The sequence below is a fragment of the Meiothermus sp. Pnk-1 genome, assembly GCF_003226535.1.
Taxonomy (GTDB): domain Bacteria; phylum Deinococcota; class Deinococci; order Deinococcales; family Thermaceae; genus Allomeiothermus.
The window spans coordinates 230,639-248,745 of sequence record NZ_QKOB01000004.1 but is presented as its reverse complement, the minus strand read 5'-3'; the positions used below and the strand labels follow the sequence as shown (position 1 = coordinate 248,745).

Annotated in this window: 18 protein-coding genes and 1 pseudogene; 17 read left to right on the top strand and 2 right to left on the bottom strand. The window is 66.2% G+C overall.

Features of this window, described 5'->3' with window-relative positions; all coding sequences use genetic code 11:
* The 13 genes and pseudogenes from DNA98_RS08380 to DNA98_RS08320 all read left to right on the top strand — a co-directional run.
* Positions 1–245, top strand: a pseudogene (locus DNA98_RS08380) (hypothetical protein); the annotation flags it as partial.
* A gap of 253 nt (positions 246–498) precedes the next feature.
* The gene (locus DNA98_RS08375; RefSeq protein ID WP_217349701.1) at positions 499–879 is read left to right on the top strand and encodes a four-helix bundle copper-binding protein; all 381 of its coding nucleotides are present in this window, start codon (positions 499–501) and stop codon (positions 877–879) included.
* 89 nt (positions 880–968) lie between these two features.
* On the top strand, positions 969–2,480 hold the full coding sequence (locus DNA98_RS08370) for a multicopper oxidase family protein (protein WP_110528950.1): 1,512 nt from the start codon (positions 969–971) through the stop codon (positions 2,478–2,480).
* A 42-nt stretch (positions 2,481–2,522) separates the two neighbouring features.
* Positions 2,523–2,807 (top strand): DUF302 domain-containing protein, encoded by a 285-nt coding sequence (locus DNA98_RS08365; RefSeq protein WP_110528947.1) that lies wholly within the window; start codon positions 2,523–2,525, stop codon positions 2,805–2,807.
* 44 nt (positions 2,808–2,851) lie between these two features.
* Positions 2,852–3,817: a S9 family peptidase gene (locus tag DNA98_RS08360; RefSeq protein WP_110528945.1), complete on the top strand. Its 966-nt coding sequence runs from the start codon at positions 2,852–2,854 to the stop codon at positions 3,815–3,817.
* Positions 3,818–3,868: 51 nt separating this feature from the next.
* Entirely contained in the window at positions 3,869–4,099 is a 231-nt protein-coding gene (locus DNA98_RS08355; RefSeq protein ID WP_174720048.1) for an SHOCT domain-containing protein, read from the top strand.
* A gap of 11 nt (positions 4,100–4,110) precedes the next feature.
* Entirely contained in the window at positions 4,111–4,752 is a 642-nt protein-coding gene (locus DNA98_RS08350) for a peptidase M4 (RefSeq protein ID WP_110529005.1), read from the top strand.
* A gap of 59 nt (positions 4,753–4,811) precedes the next feature.
* On the top strand, positions 4,812–5,219 hold the full coding sequence (locus tag DNA98_RS08345; RefSeq protein ID WP_110528942.1) for a hypothetical protein: 408 nt from the start codon (positions 4,812–4,814) through the stop codon (positions 5,217–5,219).
* Between the two features lie 154 nt (positions 5,220–5,373).
* Positions 5,374–7,755 (top strand): heavy metal translocating P-type ATPase, encoded by a 2,382-nt coding sequence (locus DNA98_RS08340; RefSeq protein ID WP_110528939.1) that lies wholly within the window; start codon positions 5,374–5,376, stop codon positions 7,753–7,755.
* Between the two features lie 37 nt (positions 7,756–7,792).
* Positions 7,793–8,374 carry a DUF305 domain-containing protein gene (locus tag DNA98_RS08335; RefSeq protein ID WP_233493157.1) on the top strand — a complete coding sequence of 194 codons (582 nt, stop codon included), beginning with the start codon at positions 7,793–7,795 and terminating at the stop codon, positions 8,372–8,374.
* 123 nt (positions 8,375–8,497) lie between these two features.
* Entirely contained in the window at positions 8,498–8,701 is a 204-nt protein-coding gene (locus DNA98_RS08330; RefSeq protein WP_110528936.1) for a heavy-metal-associated domain-containing protein, read from the top strand.
* 22 nt (positions 8,702–8,723) lie between these two features.
* Positions 8,724–9,014, top strand: coding sequence for a metal-sensitive transcriptional regulator (locus tag DNA98_RS08325; RefSeq protein ID WP_110528933.1), 291 nt, complete (start codon positions 8,724–8,726; stop codon positions 9,012–9,014).
* Between the two features lie 77 nt (positions 9,015–9,091).
* Positions 9,092–11,584: a heavy metal translocating P-type ATPase gene (locus tag DNA98_RS08320; protein ID WP_110528930.1), complete on the top strand. Its 2,493-nt coding sequence runs from the start codon at positions 9,092–9,094 to the stop codon at positions 11,582–11,584.
* Positions 11,585–11,605: 21 nt separating this feature from the next.
* Here DNA98_RS08320 and DNA98_RS08315 read toward each other — a convergent pair whose 3' ends face one another.
* Positions 11,606–12,559: a hypothetical protein gene (locus DNA98_RS08315; RefSeq protein WP_110528927.1), complete on the bottom strand. Its 954-nt coding sequence runs from the start codon at positions 12,557–12,559 to the stop codon at positions 11,606–11,608.
* A 124-nt stretch (positions 12,560–12,683) separates the two neighbouring features.
* Between DNA98_RS08315 and DNA98_RS08310 the strand changes: the two genes are divergently transcribed.
* Both DNA98_RS08310 and ndk read left to right on the top strand, forming a co-directional pair.
* Positions 12,684–14,519 carry a serine/threonine-protein kinase gene (locus DNA98_RS08310; protein WP_110528924.1) on the top strand — a complete coding sequence of 612 codons (1,836 nt, stop codon included), beginning with the start codon at positions 12,684–12,686 and terminating at the stop codon, positions 14,517–14,519.
* A gap of 56 nt (positions 14,520–14,575) precedes the next feature.
* A complete protein-coding gene (gene ndk / locus DNA98_RS08305; RefSeq protein ID WP_110528921.1) occupies positions 14,576–14,995 on the top strand; it encodes a nucleoside-diphosphate kinase in 420 nt (139 codons plus the stop codon).
* Between the two features lie 28 nt (positions 14,996–15,023).
* On the opposite strand, the gene DNA98_RS08300 is transcribed toward ndk, so the two are convergent.
* Positions 15,024–16,016 carry a bifunctional oligoribonuclease/PAP phosphatase NrnA gene (locus tag DNA98_RS08300; protein ID WP_110528918.1) on the bottom strand — a complete coding sequence of 331 codons (993 nt, stop codon included), beginning with the start codon at positions 16,014–16,016 and terminating at the stop codon, positions 15,024–15,026.
* Between the two features lie 97 nt (positions 16,017–16,113).
* On the opposite strand from DNA98_RS08300, the gene aroA reads away from it, so the two are divergent.
* Entirely contained in the window at positions 16,114–17,391 is a 1,278-nt protein-coding gene (gene aroA, locus DNA98_RS08295) for a 3-phosphoshikimate 1-carboxyvinyltransferase (RefSeq protein WP_110528916.1), read from the top strand.
* 41 nt (positions 17,392–17,432) lie between these two features.
* Positions 17,433–18,101, top strand: coding sequence for a (d)CMP kinase (gene cmk / locus DNA98_RS08290; protein ID WP_110528913.1), 669 nt, complete (start codon positions 17,433–17,435; stop codon positions 18,099–18,101).
* Positions 18,102–18,107: the final 6 nt, after the last annotated feature.

Here is an 18,107-nt window from a genome sequence, read left to right as displayed (position 1 = left end):
AGCAGGCCCACCTCGACCACACCGACTATCCCCGCTTCAAGCGGGAAGGTATTGAGGTCATCGGCTCAGGTCAGATCGAAGGCGCCAACAAGCACGTCATCGGCCAAAGACTCAAGATCACCGGGGCCCACTGGAGCGAATCCGGAGCGAGCGCTAAGGCCCTGGTCCGCTCGCGGTTCTTCTCCCACAGCCCCGTCACACCTTTCCACGCCGTCCGACACGGCGCTTTCCCTACTGCAGCCTAGTTGCCTAAATCCAGGACACACCCTCTTCGGTCGGGTTGATGGGTCATAAGCTTCCTCTCCGACAAAGGCTAATGCCTTGGTGTTAAGCCTTTGTAAACCCGGTAGTTTCAGCCGACGCTCAAGGCAACTTCAGGCGGGGGGGCTAAAGTTGAACCTCCTTCGACCCGCCGGCTCGAGCTTTAACTCTGCCTCTCGTCGTCCGGAATTGCCAGCAGTATCAGGGCCGAAAGGCCGAATTTCAGGAGGTCCAGCCATGCAGCACAGCAGCCAGCACCACACCCACGGCACCACCGGCATGAGCCCCGCCATGCAGGCTTGCACCGAGGCCTGCGGGGAGTGCCACGACGTATGCCTCACCACCGTTCAACACTGCCTGCAGCACGGCGGCCAGCACGTCGAGCCCGTCCACATGACCATTATGATGGACTGTGTACAGATTTGCGAGACGGCCAAGGACTTCATGCTGCGGGGCTCGCGGCTCCACGCCCAGGTCTGCCGGGCCTGTGCCGAGGTCTGCGAGGCGTGCGCCCAGAGTTGCGAGGCCATCGATGACCCCGACGGCACGATGAGGGCCTGTGCCGACGCCTGCCGCCGCTGCGCCCAGGAGTGCCGCCGCATGGCCCAGGCCGCCTGATGCCCGCCCCCTCGAGCCCCCGGCCACGGCCGGGGGTTGCCCTTTGCACAGGCTTAACACTCCACGCGCAGGCTAAAGCAGGAGGCGTTATGAACCGACGCGAACTGTTGAAGTACGGAGCCCTGGGCCTGGCGAGCAGCTACGGGCTCTCGAGGCTCCCCGCCTTTGCTCAAAGCCCCTTTCCCCAGCCCCGCACGCTCGAGGTGCTCCGGGCCGATGGCGTGGTGGAGGCCCAGATCACCGCCCGGCAGAGCAACCTGACCCTGAGCGGCAAGCCCGCCCGGCTGATGACCTACGGCGGCTTCCCCGGCCCTACCCTGCGGGTGCGCGAGGGCGAGACGGTGCGGCTGAACTTCACCAACAACCTTCCCGAGGCCACCAACCTGCACCTGCACGGCTTGCACGTGCCCGCCAGCGTGGACGACCCACTGGCCCTGGTCCAGCCCGGCGAGAGCCGCCTTTATGAGTTCACGATCCCCAAGGGCTCGGCGGGGACTTACTGGTACCACCCCCACGTCCACGGCCGGGTGGCCCCACAGCTCTACGCGGGGCTGGCGGGCCTGCTGGTGGTGGAGGGGCCGCTCGACGCCCTGCCCGAGTTGAAGGGGGCCGAGGAACACTTCTTGGTGCTCAAGGACTGGGCTTTCTCCGGCGACCGGATCCCGGCCTGGACACAAATGGACTGGATGAACGGCCGGGAGGGCAACCTGCTCACCGTCAACGCCGCCGTGCGCCCGACCCTGCGTGCTCAGAAAGCCACCCTGCGCCTGCGGCTCCTGAACGCCAGCAACGCCCGCTACTACCGGCTGGCGTTGGAAAACCATCCCCTCTACCTCATCGCCACCGACGGCGGCTTCCTCGAGAAGCCCGTCGAGCTCACCGAGCTCCTGCTGGCCCCCGGCGAGCGGGCCGAGGTGCTCGTGCGCCTGAGTCGGCCCGGCAACTACCGGCTGCAGGCCCTCCCCTACGACCGCGGCGCGATGATGATGCACGGCGGCATGAACGGCATGATGGGCGACCAGGGCATGGGCCAGGGGATGGGCCAAGGGATGGGGATGATGGACCACGGCGGCATGGGGGGCATGGGCGACACGGGGATGATGGGCTCCATGATGGGCATGGGAGCCACCCGCCTCGAGACCCTGCTCACCGTCGTGGCCCCGGCCAGCCCCAAACCCCTGCCCCTGCCCGCCTCGCTGGCCCCCGTCGAACGGCTCGACCCCAGCAAGGCCGTGGCCACCCGCCGCTTCGAGCTGGGCGAGCGCATGATGCAGGCCGAGTTCTTCATCAACAACCAGATGTTCGACCCGAACCGGGTCGATGTGCAGGCCCAGCTGGGTACCCTCGAGGTCTGGGAGCTGGTCAACAAGACCGACATGGACCACCCCTTCCACCTGCACACCTACCCCTTCCAGGTGATTTCGCGGGGCGGCAAGCCGGTGCCCTACCGGGCCTGGAAGGATACTGTGAACCTCAAGAAAAACGATGTGGTACGCATTGGCATTCCCTTTCGCAACTTTACCGGCACCACCGTTTATCACTGCCACATCGCCGAGCACGAGGATCGCGGCATGATGGGGATCTTGCAGGTGCAGGGGTGAGGAGGTAAATATGCCGAACTATGCGATGAAAACCGTTTTGTTTTGTCAGGTGACTTGATCGAGGTCAGGGCTCGAGCTGTGGAGGCGCTGAAAGCCCAAGGTTTTGGCATTCTGAGCGAGATTAAAGACCCTGAAGGAGAAGCTAGGCCTGGAGTACGAACCCTACCTGATCCTGGGGCCTGCAACCCCAACCTGGCCCGGCAGGCCCTAGATACAGACCGTGACATCGGGCTGTTGCTGCCCTGCAACGTGGTGCTACACCAGCTCGAGAGTGAGGTGGGCGAGGGCAGCACCTTCTGGTTCACCCTCCCCGCTTCGCCTTGGTAAGGCGGCTTCTACTCGAGGCAGCCTTCCGAGTTTAATTTTGGTCCATGAGCATCACCCGGCTCCTTCCGGTGGTGGCGGCTGTGGGCCTCAGCACAGCCCTGGCCCAGGCCAATCCCCTCGAGCACCCCATGGCGATCGAGACCCTGCGGCGGGGCAGCTACCCCGGTTCGGCCATCGTCCTCGAGCAGCGCCTGGCTCCCGGCCCCAACTACCAGCGCTACATCGCCTCTTACCGCTCAGAGGGGCTCAAGATTTACGGGCTGCTCACCATCCCGAGCGGCAAGAAGCCCCAGGGGGGCTGGCCGGGCATCGTCTTCGTGCATGGCTACATCCCCCCCGAGCAGTACCGCACCACCGAGCGCTACGTGGCCTACGTCGACGGCTTCGCCCGGCAGGGCTATGTGGTGTTCAAGATCGACCTGCGCGGCCACGGCAACTCCGAGGGCGAGCCCAGCGGGGCCTACTGGTCGCCGGGTTACACCATCGACGTGCTCAACGCCTACGCCTCGCTGCGTCGCTTTGGGGAAGTCAACCCCGAGCGCATCGGCATGTGGGGGCATTCGATGGGGGGCTACCTGACCCTGCGGGCCATGGTGATCGACCGGCGCATCCGGGCCGGGGTGATCTGGGCGGGGGTAGTGGCTCCCTACAGCGACATTCTGGGCGGCTGGCGGCGGCCCAGTCGTCCGGGTACCATTCCCTCGCAAGCCCGTCGCCGACGCGAGGAGTTCATCCGCCAGTACGGCACCCCCGAGAACAACCCGGCTTTCTGGAACGCCATCTCGGCCAACAGCTACCTAAGCCAGGGGGTCTCGCCCATCCAGCTCCATCACGGGCTAGCCGACAACGTGGTTCCGGTGAGCTTTTCCCAGCGGCTCTCGGCTCAGCTCAAAGCAGCCGGGCAAACCCATGAGCTCTACCTCTACCCCGGCAACGACCACAACCTGAGCCAGAGCTTCGCCACAGCCATGCGCAAGTCGGTAGCCTTCTTCGATCGCTACCTCAAGTGAGGTTTTACGCCAGCTTAACAATACCGCCGTAGGGTATGGCTGGAGGTCGAGATGATGGGGTGGCCTTACGGTTACGGAATGATGGGCGGCTGGGGTTGGCTCGGGATGCTGCTCGAGCTGATCGTATTAGTGCTGCTGGTCTACTTGCTGGTGCGGGCGCTCTCCCGCCCGTCCCCGAGTGAGGGGCGGGACCGCGCGCTGGAGATTCTGCGGGAGCGCTACGCCAGAGGGGAACTCGACAAGGAAAGCTTTGAGCGGATGAAGCGCGACCTGAGCGAGTGAGGAGGCACGCCGTGAAACGCGGGCTGTTGTGGTTGGGAATCACAGGTCTGGCCGCGGTAGGGATAGCCCTCACCCAGGGCATGTGGGGCAATCCGGGCTATGGGTACGGCCCTGGAATGATGATGGGCGGGGGGATGGGAATGGGCATGATGGGCATTTACCCTGCCCAGGCCCAGCCCATCCCCCCAGCCGAAGCCAGGGCCCGGCTCGAGGCCTTCGCCAAACGCTTTAGCCCCGAGGCTAGGCTCAAAGACTTCATGAGCTTCAGCGAGAACTACTACGCCCAGGTAGTCGATGTCAGGGGCAACGGTCTGGTGGAGATCCTGGCCGACCGCTATACCGGCAACATCTACCTCGAGCCCGGCCCCAACATGATGTGGAACACCCGCTTGGGCATGGGTTACGGCATGATGGGCATGATGCAGAGCCAGCCTCCAACCACCGCACACTACGACAAGGCTGCCGCGCAGAAGCTGGCCGAGCAGTTCCTCAAGGGCTACTTGCCGGGAGCCAAGGTCATGGAGGGTCAGGCCTTCGGTGGCTACTACACCTTTGACTTTGGCCGCAAGGAGATCGAGGGCATGCTCTCGGTGAACGCCTACACCGGCGAGGTCTGGATCCACGCCTGGCACGGGATTTTCCTGGGAGAGTAGCGAAGGTGCGTACCGATCTGAAGCCGGCAGAGGGTAGGATTGTCTCTCGAGGAGCAACCATGGAAGCCACCGAACCTTCGCTGGGCCAGTACGTCGCCAGCCTCAAGGCCAGCAAAGACCTCGTGCGCGACCGCGAGGCCTTTCTCGAGCGCTGCCAGCGCAAATACCAGACCCCGAGCCTCGCGGGTTTTCCCATGGTGGGCCTGGGCGGAAGTTGCGGAAAGCCCGCCTTCTTGCTGCCTCTCGTCATCCGCTTTGACCAGGATACCGTGCTGGCTCTGGAGGCCGTGGCCGAGCGCTTCGGCATGTACGTGGAGTACGGAGCCTACCCCCACCTCAAGCTACCCGACGAAACCGAAATTGCCGCCGTACAGGACTGGACCAACGCCACGCTGGTGTTTCTGCGGCCTTCTTACGAGCACAAGGAAGAATTGCTCGTCGCGATTGCCGAGGCCCTGAAGCCCTAAGGCTCGTCCTTGCCTCCCTCACCAGCAAGGAAAGTCGGTGGGGGTTGATCTCCTGCATAATCCGGACTATCCTGGTTCTATACCCCACCCCAGGTGGGGTGGGTATGAGATGAGGTTATGAACACCCCCGCAAAACTCCCGGTGAGGTCTAGCCATGTCAAAAAGGATAAAACGCGGCGATCAGCACGAATCGGTGCTCGAGCTCACCCTCAAAAACTGCCACGATGCCTCCGAACAGGCTGGCCTGGAAGACTATCTGGCCCGGCTGCCCGGCGTCAGCAGCGTCCACCTCGACCGCACCCGCGCCCTAGCGCACGTAAGCTACGACCCCGGACGAACCAGCACCGAGACCTTGCGCGAACGGCTCGAGCAAGACGGCTATAGCTGCACCTGCCAGGACTGCGAGGCTTCGGCCTGCCAGCCCGGCCATCCCAGGGTCGGTACGGATGACAAGCCTCACCATTCCCATCACGACCACGCAGCCCACCAGGCCGTAACGCGGCCTCATGCCCACGGTACCGCTCCAGCCAAAGCCCACGACGCACACGCCGGGCACGGGGCCGCGATGGTGAACGACATGCTGCGGCGCTTCGTGGTGTCGCTGCTGCTGACCCTGCCCGTCGTGATCTTTTCGCCCATCGGCGGGGCGCTGGGTTTCCCCGACATGCCACCCTTCGGTCTTTCGATGGGGCTGTGGGGTTTCCTGCTGGCAACGCCGGTGGTGTGGTGGGGCGGCTGGCCCTTCATCAGTGCGGCCTGGCGAGCTTTGCTGCGCGGCGAGGCCAATATGATGACCCTCATCGCCACGGGCATCTTGGTCTCCTACACCTACTCGCTGGGGGCCACCTTCCTCTTCGAGGGCGACGTGTTCTACGAGGCGGCGGCGATGCTCACCACCCTCAGCCTGCTGGGCCACTGGCTCGAGATGCGCGCGCGCTTCGCCACTGGCCGGGCGGTGGAAGCCCTGCTGAAGCTGGCCCCCGCGACGGCCCGGGTCCGACGAGGGGATCAAGAGATAGAGATCCCACTCGAGCAGGTAGCGGTAGGCGACGAGGTTGTGGTCAGGCCCGGCGAGCGGGTGCCGGTGGACGGGGTGGTGGTCTCGGGCCAGAGCTACGTCGACGAGAGCATGATCACCGGCGAGCCCATCCCCGTGGTCAAGGCTCCAGGCTCCAAGGTGATCGGGGGAACCGTCAACCAAACCGGGGCCTTCACCTTTGAGGCCACAGCAGTAGGGGCCGACACCGCTCTAGCCCGCATCGTGCAGATGGTACAGAACGCCCAGACCTCCAAGGCCCCAGCCCAGCGTCTGGCCGACCTGGCCGGGAAGTACCTGGTCTTCGTCGCGCTGGGCTCGGGCGTGCTAACTTTCCTCTTCTGGTACTTCCTGGGAGGGCAGGGGCTTACCTTCGCCCTCACCGCCGCAGTATCGGCCATCGTGATCGCCTGTCCGGACGCGCTGGCCCTGGCGACCCCCACGGCCATCACCGTGGGGGTGGGGCTGGCGGCCCGGGAGGGCGTGCTGTTCAAGAACGCGAGCGCGCTCGAGGCCACCGCCGCCCTCGACACGGTGGTCTTCGACAAGACCGGCACCCTCACCGAGGGCAAGCCCGCGCTGACCGACCTCGAGCCCATCGCCCCCTTCACCCCCGAAGAGTTGCTGGCCCTCGCCGCCTCCGCCGACCAGCCCTCGCAGCACCCCCTGGCCCGCGCCATCGTGCGGGCGGCCGAGGAGCGTGGCGTGGGCGTGCAACCCCCCGACGCCTTCGATTCTGTCCCCGGGCACGGTGTGGTGGCCCAGGTTAAGGGGCGCAGGGTGCTCATCGGCAACCGGAGGCTCATGGACCGGGAAGGCGTGGAGGTGGGCGGGCTGGAGGAACGGGTGTCCCGGCTGGCCGCCGAGGGCAAGACCGCCATGTACGTAGCGGTGGACGGCCAGCCCGCAGGGGTGGTCGCGGTGGCCGACGTGGTGCGCGAGTCCGCCCGCAAAGCGGTGCAGGCATTGCACCGCATGGGCATCCAGACCGTGATGCTCACGGGCGACAACCGCCGCACCGCCGAGGCCGTGGCCCGCCAGCTGGGCATGGACACGGTAATCGCCGAGGTCTTACCCGAGGACAAGGCGGCTAAGGTGAGCGAACTCCAGGCCCAGGGGCGTAAGGTGGCGATGGTCGGGGACGGCGTGAACGACGCCCCCGCCCTGGCCGAAGCCGAGGTGGGCATCGCCATCGGGGCGGGGACCGACGTGGCCGTGGAGACCGCCGACGTGGTGCTGGTAAGGAACGACCCCGCCGATGTGGCCAAGGCCATTCAACTGGCCCGCAAGGTGCGCGGCAAAATCAAGCAGAACCTCTTCTGGGCGGCCATCTATAACGTGCTGGCCATCCCCATCGCGGCGGGGGCGCTCTACAACGGCTACGGTATCCTGCTGCGGCCGGAGTGGGCAGCCCTGCTGATGAGCGCCTCCACGGTGATCGTGACGGTGAATGCCCTGCTGCTGGGGGCGGGGTCGTGGCGGCGCTTTACACGGGCTTAACACAAGCCCTCCACCATCTGGCATGGAGGTGATAGAGATGATGCGAACGATCGTGGTACTCACACTCGCGCTCGGCCTGGCCCTGGCCCAAACCGACCACTCGCAGCACGGTGGCATGCCCATGAAAAGTATGGGAGCGCTCGAGAAGCTCTCAGGCAAGGACTTTGACATCGCCTACATGTCGATGATGATCGAGCACCACAAAGGCGCAGTGGAGATGGCCCAGGCCGTGCTCAAGGTGTCAAAGGACGCCCGCGTCCGCAAGGCGGCCCAGGAGATCATCGCCGTGCAGAGCAAGGAGATCGGCCAGCTCACCGCCTGGCTCAAGGCCTGGTACGGCGCGGCCCCCAGCGCCGGCTACATGCAGATGATGCGTGACGACATGAAGCCCATGATGGAGGCTTCCATGATGGGGATGCAGGCCATGCCGGGGCACGCGATGCCGGTGGATCGGGATTTTTTAGAGGGCATGATCCCCCACCACCAAGACGCCCTCGACATGTCCAAGCTGGCCCTGAAAAAGGCTGCCAAAGCGGAACTCAGGCGCTTTGCCCAGGGCGTGATCGACGTACAGGCCAGGGAGATCGCGCAGTATCGGGAGTGGCTGCGATCCCTTTGAGGGCGCGGCATCGGGGCACAGGCCCACATCCTAACCCCACCCCCCCTCGGGTGGGGTTGACTTCATTCGGCAGGAGGTCTAAGCTGGAGCCGTACCCCTCCCCTGGGGGGGTGGAGGTGAAAGATGAGCATCGAACTCAAGGTCGAAGGCATGAGCTGCGGGCACTGCAAGATGAGCGTCGAGAAAGCCCTCAAGGGGGTGCCGGGGGTGGAGCGGGTGGAGGTCTTCCTCCAGGAGGGAAAGGCCATCGTCGAGGGTAATGCCCCCGTGGAAGCGCTCATCGCCGCGGTGCAGGAAGAGGGCTACGGCGCCTCGGTCCGGCAGTGAGCCGAGGCCCAAGGGAGCGAACGTGAACCCTATCGCCGAACACCCCCTGCACCTCGAGCCCAAGGTGCGACAGGAGGCGCGCAACCGGCTCCTCTCGGCCAAGGGGCACCTGGAGGGCATCTTGAAGATGCTCGAGGGCGAGCCCTACTGCGTGGACGTGCTCAAGCAGATCAAGGCCGTGCAGGGGGCTTTGGACAAGGTAGGCGAGCTGGTCTTGAAGAGCCACCTCGAGCGCCACGTGGCCAGCGCGGCCCAGCGCGGCGATGCCGATAAGCTCGTGGCCGAGCTGATGGAGGTGCTGAAGTACCGCTGATGAGGGCGTACGCCGAGTACGTCATACGTCGTACGCAAGATGCAAATCGTACGGCGTACGACCAAAGGACAAAGCAAATGGCCAAGGAACTGCAGATCGGCGTCCAGGGTATGACCTGCGCGGCCTGCGTGAACCGGGTCGAGCGCGGGCTCAGGAAGCTCGAAGGGGTCGAGGGAGCCTCGGTCAACCTGGCAACCGAGAGCGCCCGTGTCGCCTACGACCCTGAAAAGACCACTCCGCAAGCCCTGGTGGAGAAGATCCAGGAGGTGGGCTACACCCCGGTGGTGGCCGAGGTCGAATTGGGCGTCACCGGCATGACCTGCGCGGCCTGCGTAGGGCGGGTGGAGCGGGCTTTGAAGAAGCTGGACGGGGTACTGGGGGCCAGCGTCAACCTGGCCACCGAGCGGGCCAGTGTCAGGTACCTTCCGGCCTCGACCAGCATCGCCCAGCTCAAGCGGGCCATCCGCGAGGCCGGGTATGGCGTGCTCGAGCTGGGGGTGGGCCAAGACCGCGCCGACATTGAGCGCGAAGCCCGTGCCCGGGAGCTGGCCAGCCTGCGCCGCTCGGTGCTCCTCTCGGCGGCATTCGCCCTCCCGCTGCTCCTTGTGGCCATGCTGCCCATGCTGTTTCCGGCGGTCGAAGCCTGGCTAATGCGCACCTTCGGGCATGGTGTCATGAGCACCCTGAACTGGGTGATGCTGGCCCTGGCCACCCCCATCCAGTTCGGCCCCGGCCGGCGTTTCTACCGCCACGGCTGGGCCGCCTTGCGCTCGGGATCCCCCGACATGAACAGCCTGGTGATGATCGGCACCAGCGCGGCCTACTTTTACAGCCTGGGCGTGGTGCTCTTCCCCGGCCTCTTCCCCCCAGAGGCCCGGCACGTCTACTTCGAGGCGGCGGGGGTGGTGATCACGTTGATCCTCCTGGGCAAGTACCTCGAGGCCATCGCCAAGGGCCGCACCTCCGAGGCCATGCGCAGGCTGCTCTCCTTGCAGGCCAAAAGCGCACGGGTGGTGGAGGGCGGGCTCGAGCGGGAAATCCCCGTGGACGAGGTGCTGCCGGGCGACCTCATCGCGGTCAGGCCCGGGGAGCGGGTGCCGGTGGACGGGGTGGTGGTCTCGGGGCAAAGCTACGTGGACGAGAGCATGATCACCGGCGAGCCCGTCCCCGTGCTCAAGTCCGAGGGGGCCAAGGTCGTTGGGGGAACCGTCAACCAAAACGGAGCCTTCACCTTCCGGGCCACCGCGGTGGGCGCGGATACTGTGCTCGCGCAGATCATCCGGCTGGTCGAGACGGCCCAGGCCTCCAAGCCGCCCATCCAGGGCCTGGCCGACCGGGTGGTGGCGGTGTTCACGCCCATCGTGCTAGGGATCGCCCTGCTCACCGCCCTCACCTGGCTGTTTCTCGGTGGGGAAAACGCCCTCACCTTTGCCCTGGTCAACACGGTGGCGGTGCTGATCATCGCCTGCCCCTGCGCCATGGGCCTGGCCACCCCGGTGAGCCTCATGGTGGGCACCGGCAAGGCTGCCGAGATGGGGGTGCTCTTCCGCAAGGGGGAGGCCCTGCAGGCCCTGGCGGAGGCCCAGGTGATCGCCCTCGACAAGACCGGCACCCTCACCAAAGGCAAACCCGAGCTGACGGACTTTATCCTGCCGAACGCCGAACGCCAAACGCCAAACACCTTAGAGGAAGAAACCCTACGGCTCATCGCCTCCCTCGAGCAAAAATCCGAGCACCCGGTGGCCCAGGCCATCGTCAAGGCCGCGCAGGGGCGGGGCTTAGAGCTGAGCGAGCCCGTAGACTTTGAGGCCCTCCCCGGCTTCGGGGTGAGCGGCCAGGTCGGAGTCTACCGGGTAGACGTAGGTGCGGATCGCTACATGGCGCGGCTGGGGCTGGACGTATCGGCCTTCGGCGCCGAGGCGGCCCGGCTGGCCGATGAGGGCAAGACGCCCCTCTACGCCGCGGTCAATGGGAAGCTGGCGGCCCTGCTGGCCGTGGCCGACCCCATCAAGGAGGGAACCCTCGAGGCCATCGCCCTCCTGCACCGCCAGGGCTTCAAGGTGGCGATGATCACCGGCGACCACCGGCGCACCGCAGAGGCCATCGCTAAGCAGCTAGGAATAGACGAGGTGCTGGCCGAAGTCCTGCCCGAGGGCAAGGCCGACGCGGTGAAGCGACTTCAGGACGAGGGCCACCAGGTGGCCTTCGTGGGCGACGGTATCAACGACGCGCCCGCGCTGGCCCAGGCCGACGTGGGGCTGGCCATCGGCACCGGCACCGACGTGGCCCTCGAGACCGCCGACGTGATCTTGATGTCGGGCGACCTGCGCGGGGTGCCCAACGCCATCGCGCTCTCGCGGGCCACCCTCAAGAACATCCGGCTCAACCTCTTCTGGGCCTTCGCCTACAACGCCGTGCTAATCCCGGTAGCCGCAGGCGTGCTCTATCCCCTCACGGGCTGGCTGCTCTCGCCGGTGCTGGCCGGGGCAGCGATGGGCCTCTCCTCGGTGTTTGTGCTCTCCAACGCGCTCAGGTTGCGTAGGTTTCGGCCCCCGCTTTCGAGCCGGTAGGGCCTCGCTCGAGGCCCAGGGTCAGGGTACCTGAACGACCACCTCGCCCTCGAAGGTCACTTTGTAGCTGCCGCAGCCGGTGAACTCGACCTTGAGCATCGAGACTTTTCCGTTGGGGTTGGTATAGGTGTAGACGGCCCCGCCAGAGGTGAAGGGAACCTTGACACCTTCGGGGGTCTTGGCCTTGCAGGAGGCGTCGTAGACCAGGGGCGGGTCGGTGTACCAGTTCCAGCGGTAGGTGGTGCTGTTGTGGGCCAGGGTCAGGGTGCCGGGCTTGGATTTATCGATGGTGAAGGTGCCGCCCGCCTTGGGGTTAGCCTGGCTGTTAGGGGCGTAGGTCTCGCTCACCGCATATTCGGCGCTTTGGGTGTCGGTGCTGCTGCCGTCGCTGAGCTTCTGGCTGGCCGAGTAGCCCTTGTCCACCCGGTAGAGCGCTTTGTTTTGCGCGCCGAGGGTGTAGGCGCCGTTGAGGGTGCGCTCGCGGGATTTGCTGCCGAGGGTGATGGTTTCCTTGAAGTTCTCGAAGCTCAGCTTGAACCCGCTGTCCTTGAGGGTATCATTGGTGTCCTGGAGCCGCAGCCCCCCCTGGAAGCTATAGCTGAACCCGTTGCCGGTATCGGTGTAGGAGCAATCCTTGACCGTGATGGAAAAGTCGGCAGGGATGAGGTCCAGGTCTTGGTCTGTCCACCCCCCCACATCAATCCTGCACCCCGCACTTATCGCTTGGGCCAAGTTCATGCCGCTGGCCTCGAGCGCCGCCCCCGCCACCGGCGGGATCCCTAGAGCCTGGGCCTGCTGGGCCATGAGGCCGGTCGGCCCTCCCACCAAGGCCCCGCTCAAGGCCAGGTCGCTGAGGGCCAGCTCAGAAGTGGCCTTGGCCTCATCCTTGTTCATGGGCTGGCTGTTCTGCGGGGTGTTCGTACAGGCGGCCAGCAGAGCGATCAGGGAAAGGATCAACCCAGCGCTTCGCTTCATACGTTTCCTCCGGTGGTGCTTCTTAGCACGCACTTTCGCCGCTCAGTTTAAGGCCACGGACCCGCAAGGCTACAGAAGAGAAAGCTAAACCTGGCCTTAATCCCTACCCGCATAGAATGGGCTTGTGAAGCTGGCCGGCCGTTATCGTCTGGAGGCGCCGCTTGGCCAAGGGGGCATGGCCGAGGTGTGGCGGGCCTACGACGAGCGGGTGGGGCGGGCGGTGGCGGTGAAAATCCTTCACGCCTACGTCCACCCCAACGAGCGGGCCCGCTTCTTCCAGGAGGCCAAGGCCCTCTCGCGGCTCTCCCACCGGGGGGTGGTGCAGGTCTACGACCTGGGCGAAGAGGAGGGCAAGACCTACTTCGTGATGGAACTCGTCGAGGGGGGCAGCTTCGACCGGCTGGGCCCCTTCGAGGACGGCCCGGAGGGCCTGCGGCTGCTGGAGGCAGCCCTGGAGGTGCTGGATGCCCTCGAGCACCTCCATCGCCGGGGGGTTCTCCACCGCGACCTCACCCCACGCAACATCCTGCTCACCGCCGAGGGCCACCCCAAGGTGATGGACTTCGGCCTGGCCTATCTGCTCCAGGAAAGCCGCCACCTCACCCGCACCGGCTACACCCTGGGCACCCCGCAGTACATGGCCCCCGAGCAGGCCAAGGGCCTGCCGCTAGGCCCCCAGGCCGATCTGTATAGCTTCGGCGCGGTGCTCTACCGCACCCTCACCGGCAAACCGCCCTTCGAGGGGGAGAACGATCAGTCGGTGCTCTACCAACACGTCTACGAAGCGCCCAAGCCGCCGGAAACCCTCAACCCGGCGATCCCCGCCGGGGCCTCGCGGATGGTGCTCCACCTGCTCGCCAAGAACGCCCAGGCCCGTCCCGCCCGGGCGGCCCAGGCTCGAGGGGGGCTAGCCGAGAGCCTGCGCGGCTACCGCGAGGGCCTCTCCGCCACCCCCCGGGCCGGCGCTGCCCGCAGCGGGGTCTACCCCAGCGGACCGGCCCAGCCGCAAAGCCTGGAAGTCGCCGGGCGCTTCGACCTGGGCGGGGAGGTGGCCTGGCCCTCGGAGATGGTGGCCTGGGAAGGGCGGTTGTGGGTGGGGGCGGGGCGGGGGGTGGCCCAGCTCAACCTGTTCGAAGAACGCCTCCACCGCCTGCCCCTGGGCGACGAGGTGACCGCCCCCCCTACCCTAGGCGGGGGTAAGCTGTACGCCGCCGCTTGGGATGGGAAGCTCGGGGTTTTCTCGCTCACCGGACGGCCCCTCTGGAGCTACCAAAGCCGGGCCGAGATCACCGCGGCCCCGCTGGTGCTGGGCCCTTGGGTCTACCTGGCCGGGCGGGATGGCTTCTTGTATGCCCTCGACGAGAACGGCAACCTGCGCTGGGCCATGCAGGCCGAGGGGCATCTCTCGGCCCCCCCCACCCTCTACCGCGGCCTCTTGTTCGCCGCCAGCGAGGACGGCTGGCTGTACGCCCTGGACCCGCGGAGCGGCCACCTGCGCTACAAGGTCGAGACCGGTCCGGTTCACGCCGCGATGCCCGCCCAGGGCGGGGTGCTGCTGATTCCGACCTGGGCCGGGGAAATCCACGCCTTCGACCCGCTGGGGCGGGAAGTGCTGTGGAGCTACGACACCGAAGGGGAGGTGTGGGGCTCGCCGGCCATGGATACCGAGCGGGCTTACGTGGCGGGTTGGGGGGGAGTACTGTACGCGCTGGACCTGAAAACCGGGGACGAGGTGTGGAGCCTCGAGGTCGGCAAGGCCACCGCCGGGCTTTCCCTGGCCCAAGGGCATGTTTACTGCGCGACCGAAGAGGGCCGGGTGATGGCCATCGAAGCCGCCACAGGCCAGGTCGCCTTTGAGGCCAGCGGCCTAGGGCCGATCCAGGCCCCGCCCCTGCCCTACCGGGGCCAGCTTTTCGTGGCGACGCTGGCCGGGCAGCTATACCGGTTCGCGGAAACGTGACCTCCGCGCACTTGGCTTGAATCCCTCCCCAGGTGGCGCTTAGACTAGCCTGCGGTATGGAACGCACCTACATCATGGTCAAGCCCGACGGCGTACGCCGGGGTCTTACCGGCGAGATCATCAGCCGGATCGAGCGCAAAGGCTTCAAGATCGTCGCCATGAAAAAGATGCTGATCCCTCGGGAGGTCGCCGAAATCCACTACGGCGAGCATAAAGGCAAACCCTTCTTCGAGGGCCTGGTTCGGTTTATCACCAGCGGGCCGGTGGTGGCGATGGTGGTGGAAGGCCCCCAGGCGGTGAGCGAGATGCGCCGCCTGATGGGCGCGACCCGCCCCTGGGAAGCCGCCCCCGGCACCATCCGCGCCGACTACGCCACCACCGTGGACGAGAACGTCATCCACGGCTCGGACAGCCCGGAGAGCGCCGCGCGCGAGATCGGGATCTTCTTCAAGCCCGAAGAGATCATCGAGCCATGAAAAAGGGCGGCTCTTCGGCGCCGCGGGGTCAAAGATAGCCCGCGCGCTTGAGTTCTTCCTCGACCACCGGGAGTAGCCTCCCGTAGGCATCGGACAGACCCATCCCCCGCAAGGTGGCCCCGGCCGCTGGAACGTGGCCACCCCCGCCCAGCTTGACCGCGATGTTCTGCGCCGAGACCCTGCCCCGGCTGCGGATGGAGAGCTTGGTATCGGGGCCGCGCTCGCGCAGGAAAACCGCCACCAGGCTGCCCTCGGCGTAGCGGATGGTGCCCACGAAGTCGTCGGAGTCTTCCTCGCCGCCGGTTTCGCCGTTCAGGCCAGGGGGCAGATGGGCGGTGACCAATAACCCGCCGAAGTGAAACTCCACCGTGGAGAGCACTTTGCCCATCAGCTGGAAGTACCCCGGTGGCCGCCATTTGAGCCGGTCGGTGAGCTCAGCGTAGGCCACCCCCTGGGCGATCAGGTCGGCGGCGGTGCGCAAAAGCTCGGGGGTGGTGTTGGCGAAGGCGAAGTTTCCGGTGTCGGTGATCATCCCGGTGAGCACCGGGGTGGCGATGGCGGGGGTCCAGGCCACGCCCATGGCGTCAATCAGATCTTTGACGATCTGGGCCGTCGCAGCTTTAGAAGGGTCCACCACCGAGATATCGCCGAAGCGGGGGTTGGTGCCGTGGTGGTCGATGTTGATCACGTAACCTTCGACGGGGGCCCCTTCCACCCGACTCGGCTCGGCAGCATCCAGTACCACCAACAAAGCCCCTTCAGGAACCCGGGAAATGGGCGGCGAATTGCGGTAATCCTCGGCTAAAAACTGTAGGTAGCGGGGGGGCTGGCAGATCCAAAAGACCTCCTTGCCCATCGCCTCGAGCGCCAAAGCCAACCCCAGGCTCGAGCCCACCGCGTCTCCATCGGGGTCTACGTGGGTCACCACGTAGATGGGTCCGCTGAACTTTTTCAGCGCCTCGGCGGCCATATCAAGTTTTTCCCTGTAGCGGGGTTCGGCGTGGTTGATGGCTGGGTTCATTCCCTTCCTACTATACGGGGAAAGCGTGTTAATACCCTCTTGTTCTCCTGAGCTAGCGGATACGGGTCGCTGGGCGATCCGGCTATAATCCCAAGGGATGGATCGGCACCTCTTACCCACCCGCTCCCTCCGCGGCACCCTCCGGGTTCCCGGCGACAAATCGGTGACCCACCGCGGCCTGATGCTTGGCGCGCTGGCCCAGGGCCAAAGCTGGCTCTACCACCCCCTCAAAGCCGGGGATACCCTCTCCACGGCCCGGGTGATGCAAGCCCTGGGAGCTGAGATCCGCGAGGAGGGTCCGCATTTTCACATCCAGGGGGTGGGCCTCGGGCTCAAAGAGCCCGGCGACGTCCTGGACTGCGGCAACGCCGGGACGCTGATCCGGCTTTTGAGCGGGTTGCTCGCGGGGCAGGAGATGTTCGCGGTGCTCACCGGAGACGCTTCTTTGCGCCGCCGCCCGATGGGCCGGGTGACGGCCCCACTGCGCCAGATGGGGGCCCGGATCGAGGGGCGGGACGGCGGAAGGCTGGCCCCGCTGGCCATCCGGGGCGGAGGGCTCAAGGGCATCCGCTACGAGCTACCCGTAGCCAGCGCCCAGGTCAAGAGCGCGGTCTTGCTGGCCGGGCTCTTCGCCGAAGGGGAGACCGAGGTGACCGAGCCCGCTCCCACCCGCGACCACACCGAGCGCATCTTCCGGCACTATGGGCTGCCCCTAGAAGTTCAGGGTAACTGCATCCGCACCCGCCGCGCCCAGCCCTTTGCGGCCCGCAATCTTACCGTGCCGGGGGATTTCTCCAGCGCGGCTTTCTTCCTCGTAGCGGCCCTCATCACCCCGGACTCCGAGGTGGCGCTCGAGGGGGTGGGGCTCAACCCCACCCGCACCGGCCTTCTCACCGTGCTGAAGGAGATGGGCGCGGACCTCAGCTGGGAGGTCACCGAAGGGCAGGATGGCGAGCCGGTGGGTTGGATTCGGGCCAAAAGTTCGCCGCTCAGAGGGGTGGCGGTGGATCCCTCCTTGATCCCCCTGATGGTAGACGAAATCCCGATCCTCTCCGCCGCCGCCGCCTGGGCCGAGGGCGAGACCTTCATCCCGGACCTGGAGGAGCTGCGGGTCAAGGAGTCGGACCGCCTCGAGGCCATCGCCAAGAATCTGAACAACCTCGGGGTGAAGACCGAGGTCGGCCCGGATTGGATTCGGATTTTCGGCGGCGGTGTGCAGCCGGGCCACGTCGAACCCTTTCACGACCACCGCATCGCCATGGCCTTCGCGGTGTGCGGGTTGCCGGTAGGGGTCACGGTGCACGAGGCCGAGTGGGCCAGCATCTCCTTCCCTAGCTTCTGGGAAGACCTGGATCGCTTGCGCGGGGAGGATTGATCCCCCCACCCTTTGGTACACTGGCCCGTTGGGGTCATCGCATGGTGAAACCATCCATGGAGGAAAAGGAGCCGACCGTACCGCCGGACGCCATTATCGCCATTGATGGCCCTTCCGCATCGGGAAAATCCAGCGTCGCCCAGCGAGTGGCCGCCGCCCTAGGCTTACCCTATGTCTCCTCCGGGTTGCTCTACCGAGGGGCCACCTACCAGGTCGAGCGCTACCGGGTGAACCCCGAGGACGAAGCCGCGATCCTGGCGACCCTCGAGGCCCACCCCATCCAGCTCCTCCCGCGCCCCGAAGGCAACCGGCTCTTGGCCGAAGGCGAAGACGTCACCGAGCAGCTGCACACCCGCGAGGTGGACGCCATGGTCTCGGCGGTGGCCAAACACCCACGCGTACGCCAGTACGTCTACCAACGCCTGCGCGAGCTTTCCCCGCCCTTCGTGGTCGAGGGGCGGGATATGGGTAGCACGGTCTTTCCCCAGGCCGCCTGGAAGTTTTACCTCACCGCCCGCCCCGAGGTGCGGGCCTTGCGCCGCCTCCCCGAGCGCAACGCCGAGTACGAGACGGTGCTACAGGAGATCCTGCGGCGCGACCAGGCCGACCGAGTCCAGCTCGCCCCGGCCCCCGACGCGGTGCTGGTGGACACCAGCGAGATGGGTATAGACGACGTGGTGCGGACCATCCTCGAGCGGATCCCCCACTGAGGCGCA

What these genes read in the sequence shown, in the direction of transcription:
- DNA98_RS08320 (WP_110528930.1), top strand. Translation starts at nt 9,092, where the DNA reads ATGGCCAAGGAACTGCAGATCGGCGTCCAGGGTATGACCTGCGCGGCC.
- DNA98_RS08355 (WP_174720048.1), top strand. Translation starts at nt 3,869, where the DNA reads ATGATGGGGTGGCCTTACGGTTACGGAATGATGGGCGGCTGGGGTTGG.
- DNA98_RS08315 (WP_110528927.1), bottom strand. Translation starts at nt 12,559, where the DNA reads ATGAAGCGAAGCGCTGGGTTGATCCTTTCCCTGATCGCTCTGCTGGCC.
- DNA98_RS08360 (WP_110528945.1), top strand. Translation starts at nt 2,852, where the DNA reads ATGAGCATCACCCGGCTCCTTCCGGTGGTGGCGGCTGTGGGCCTCAGC.
- DNA98_RS08375 (WP_217349701.1), top strand. Translation starts at nt 499, where the DNA reads ATGCAGCACAGCAGCCAGCACCACACCCACGGCACCACCGGCATGAGC.
- DNA98_RS08345 (WP_110528942.1), top strand. Translation starts at nt 4,812, where the DNA reads ATGGAAGCCACCGAACCTTCGCTGGGCCAGTACGTCGCCAGCCTCAAG.
- DNA98_RS08330 (WP_110528936.1), top strand. Translation starts at nt 8,498, where the DNA reads ATGAGCATCGAACTCAAGGTCGAAGGCATGAGCTGCGGGCACTGCAAG.
- DNA98_RS08370 (WP_110528950.1), top strand. Translation starts at nt 969, where the DNA reads ATGAACCGACGCGAACTGTTGAAGTACGGAGCCCTGGGCCTGGCGAGC.
- ndk (WP_110528921.1), top strand. Translation starts at nt 14,576, where the DNA reads ATGGAACGCACCTACATCATGGTCAAGCCCGACGGCGTACGCCGGGGT.
- DNA98_RS08300 (WP_110528918.1), bottom strand. Translation starts at nt 16,016, where the DNA reads ATGAACCCAGCCATCAACCACGCCGAACCCCGCTACAGGGAAAAACTT.
- aroA (WP_110528916.1), top strand. Translation starts at nt 16,114, where the DNA reads ATGGATCGGCACCTCTTACCCACCCGCTCCCTCCGCGGCACCCTCCGG.
- DNA98_RS08335 (WP_233493157.1), top strand. Translation starts at nt 7,793, where the DNA reads ATGATGCGAACGATCGTGGTACTCACACTCGCGCTCGGCCTGGCCCTG.
- cmk (WP_110528913.1), top strand. Translation starts at nt 17,433, where the DNA reads ATGGTGAAACCATCCATGGAGGAAAAGGAGCCGACCGTACCGCCGGAC.
- DNA98_RS08340 (WP_110528939.1), top strand. Translation starts at nt 5,374, where the DNA reads ATGTCAAAAAGGATAAAACGCGGCGATCAGCACGAATCGGTGCTCGAG.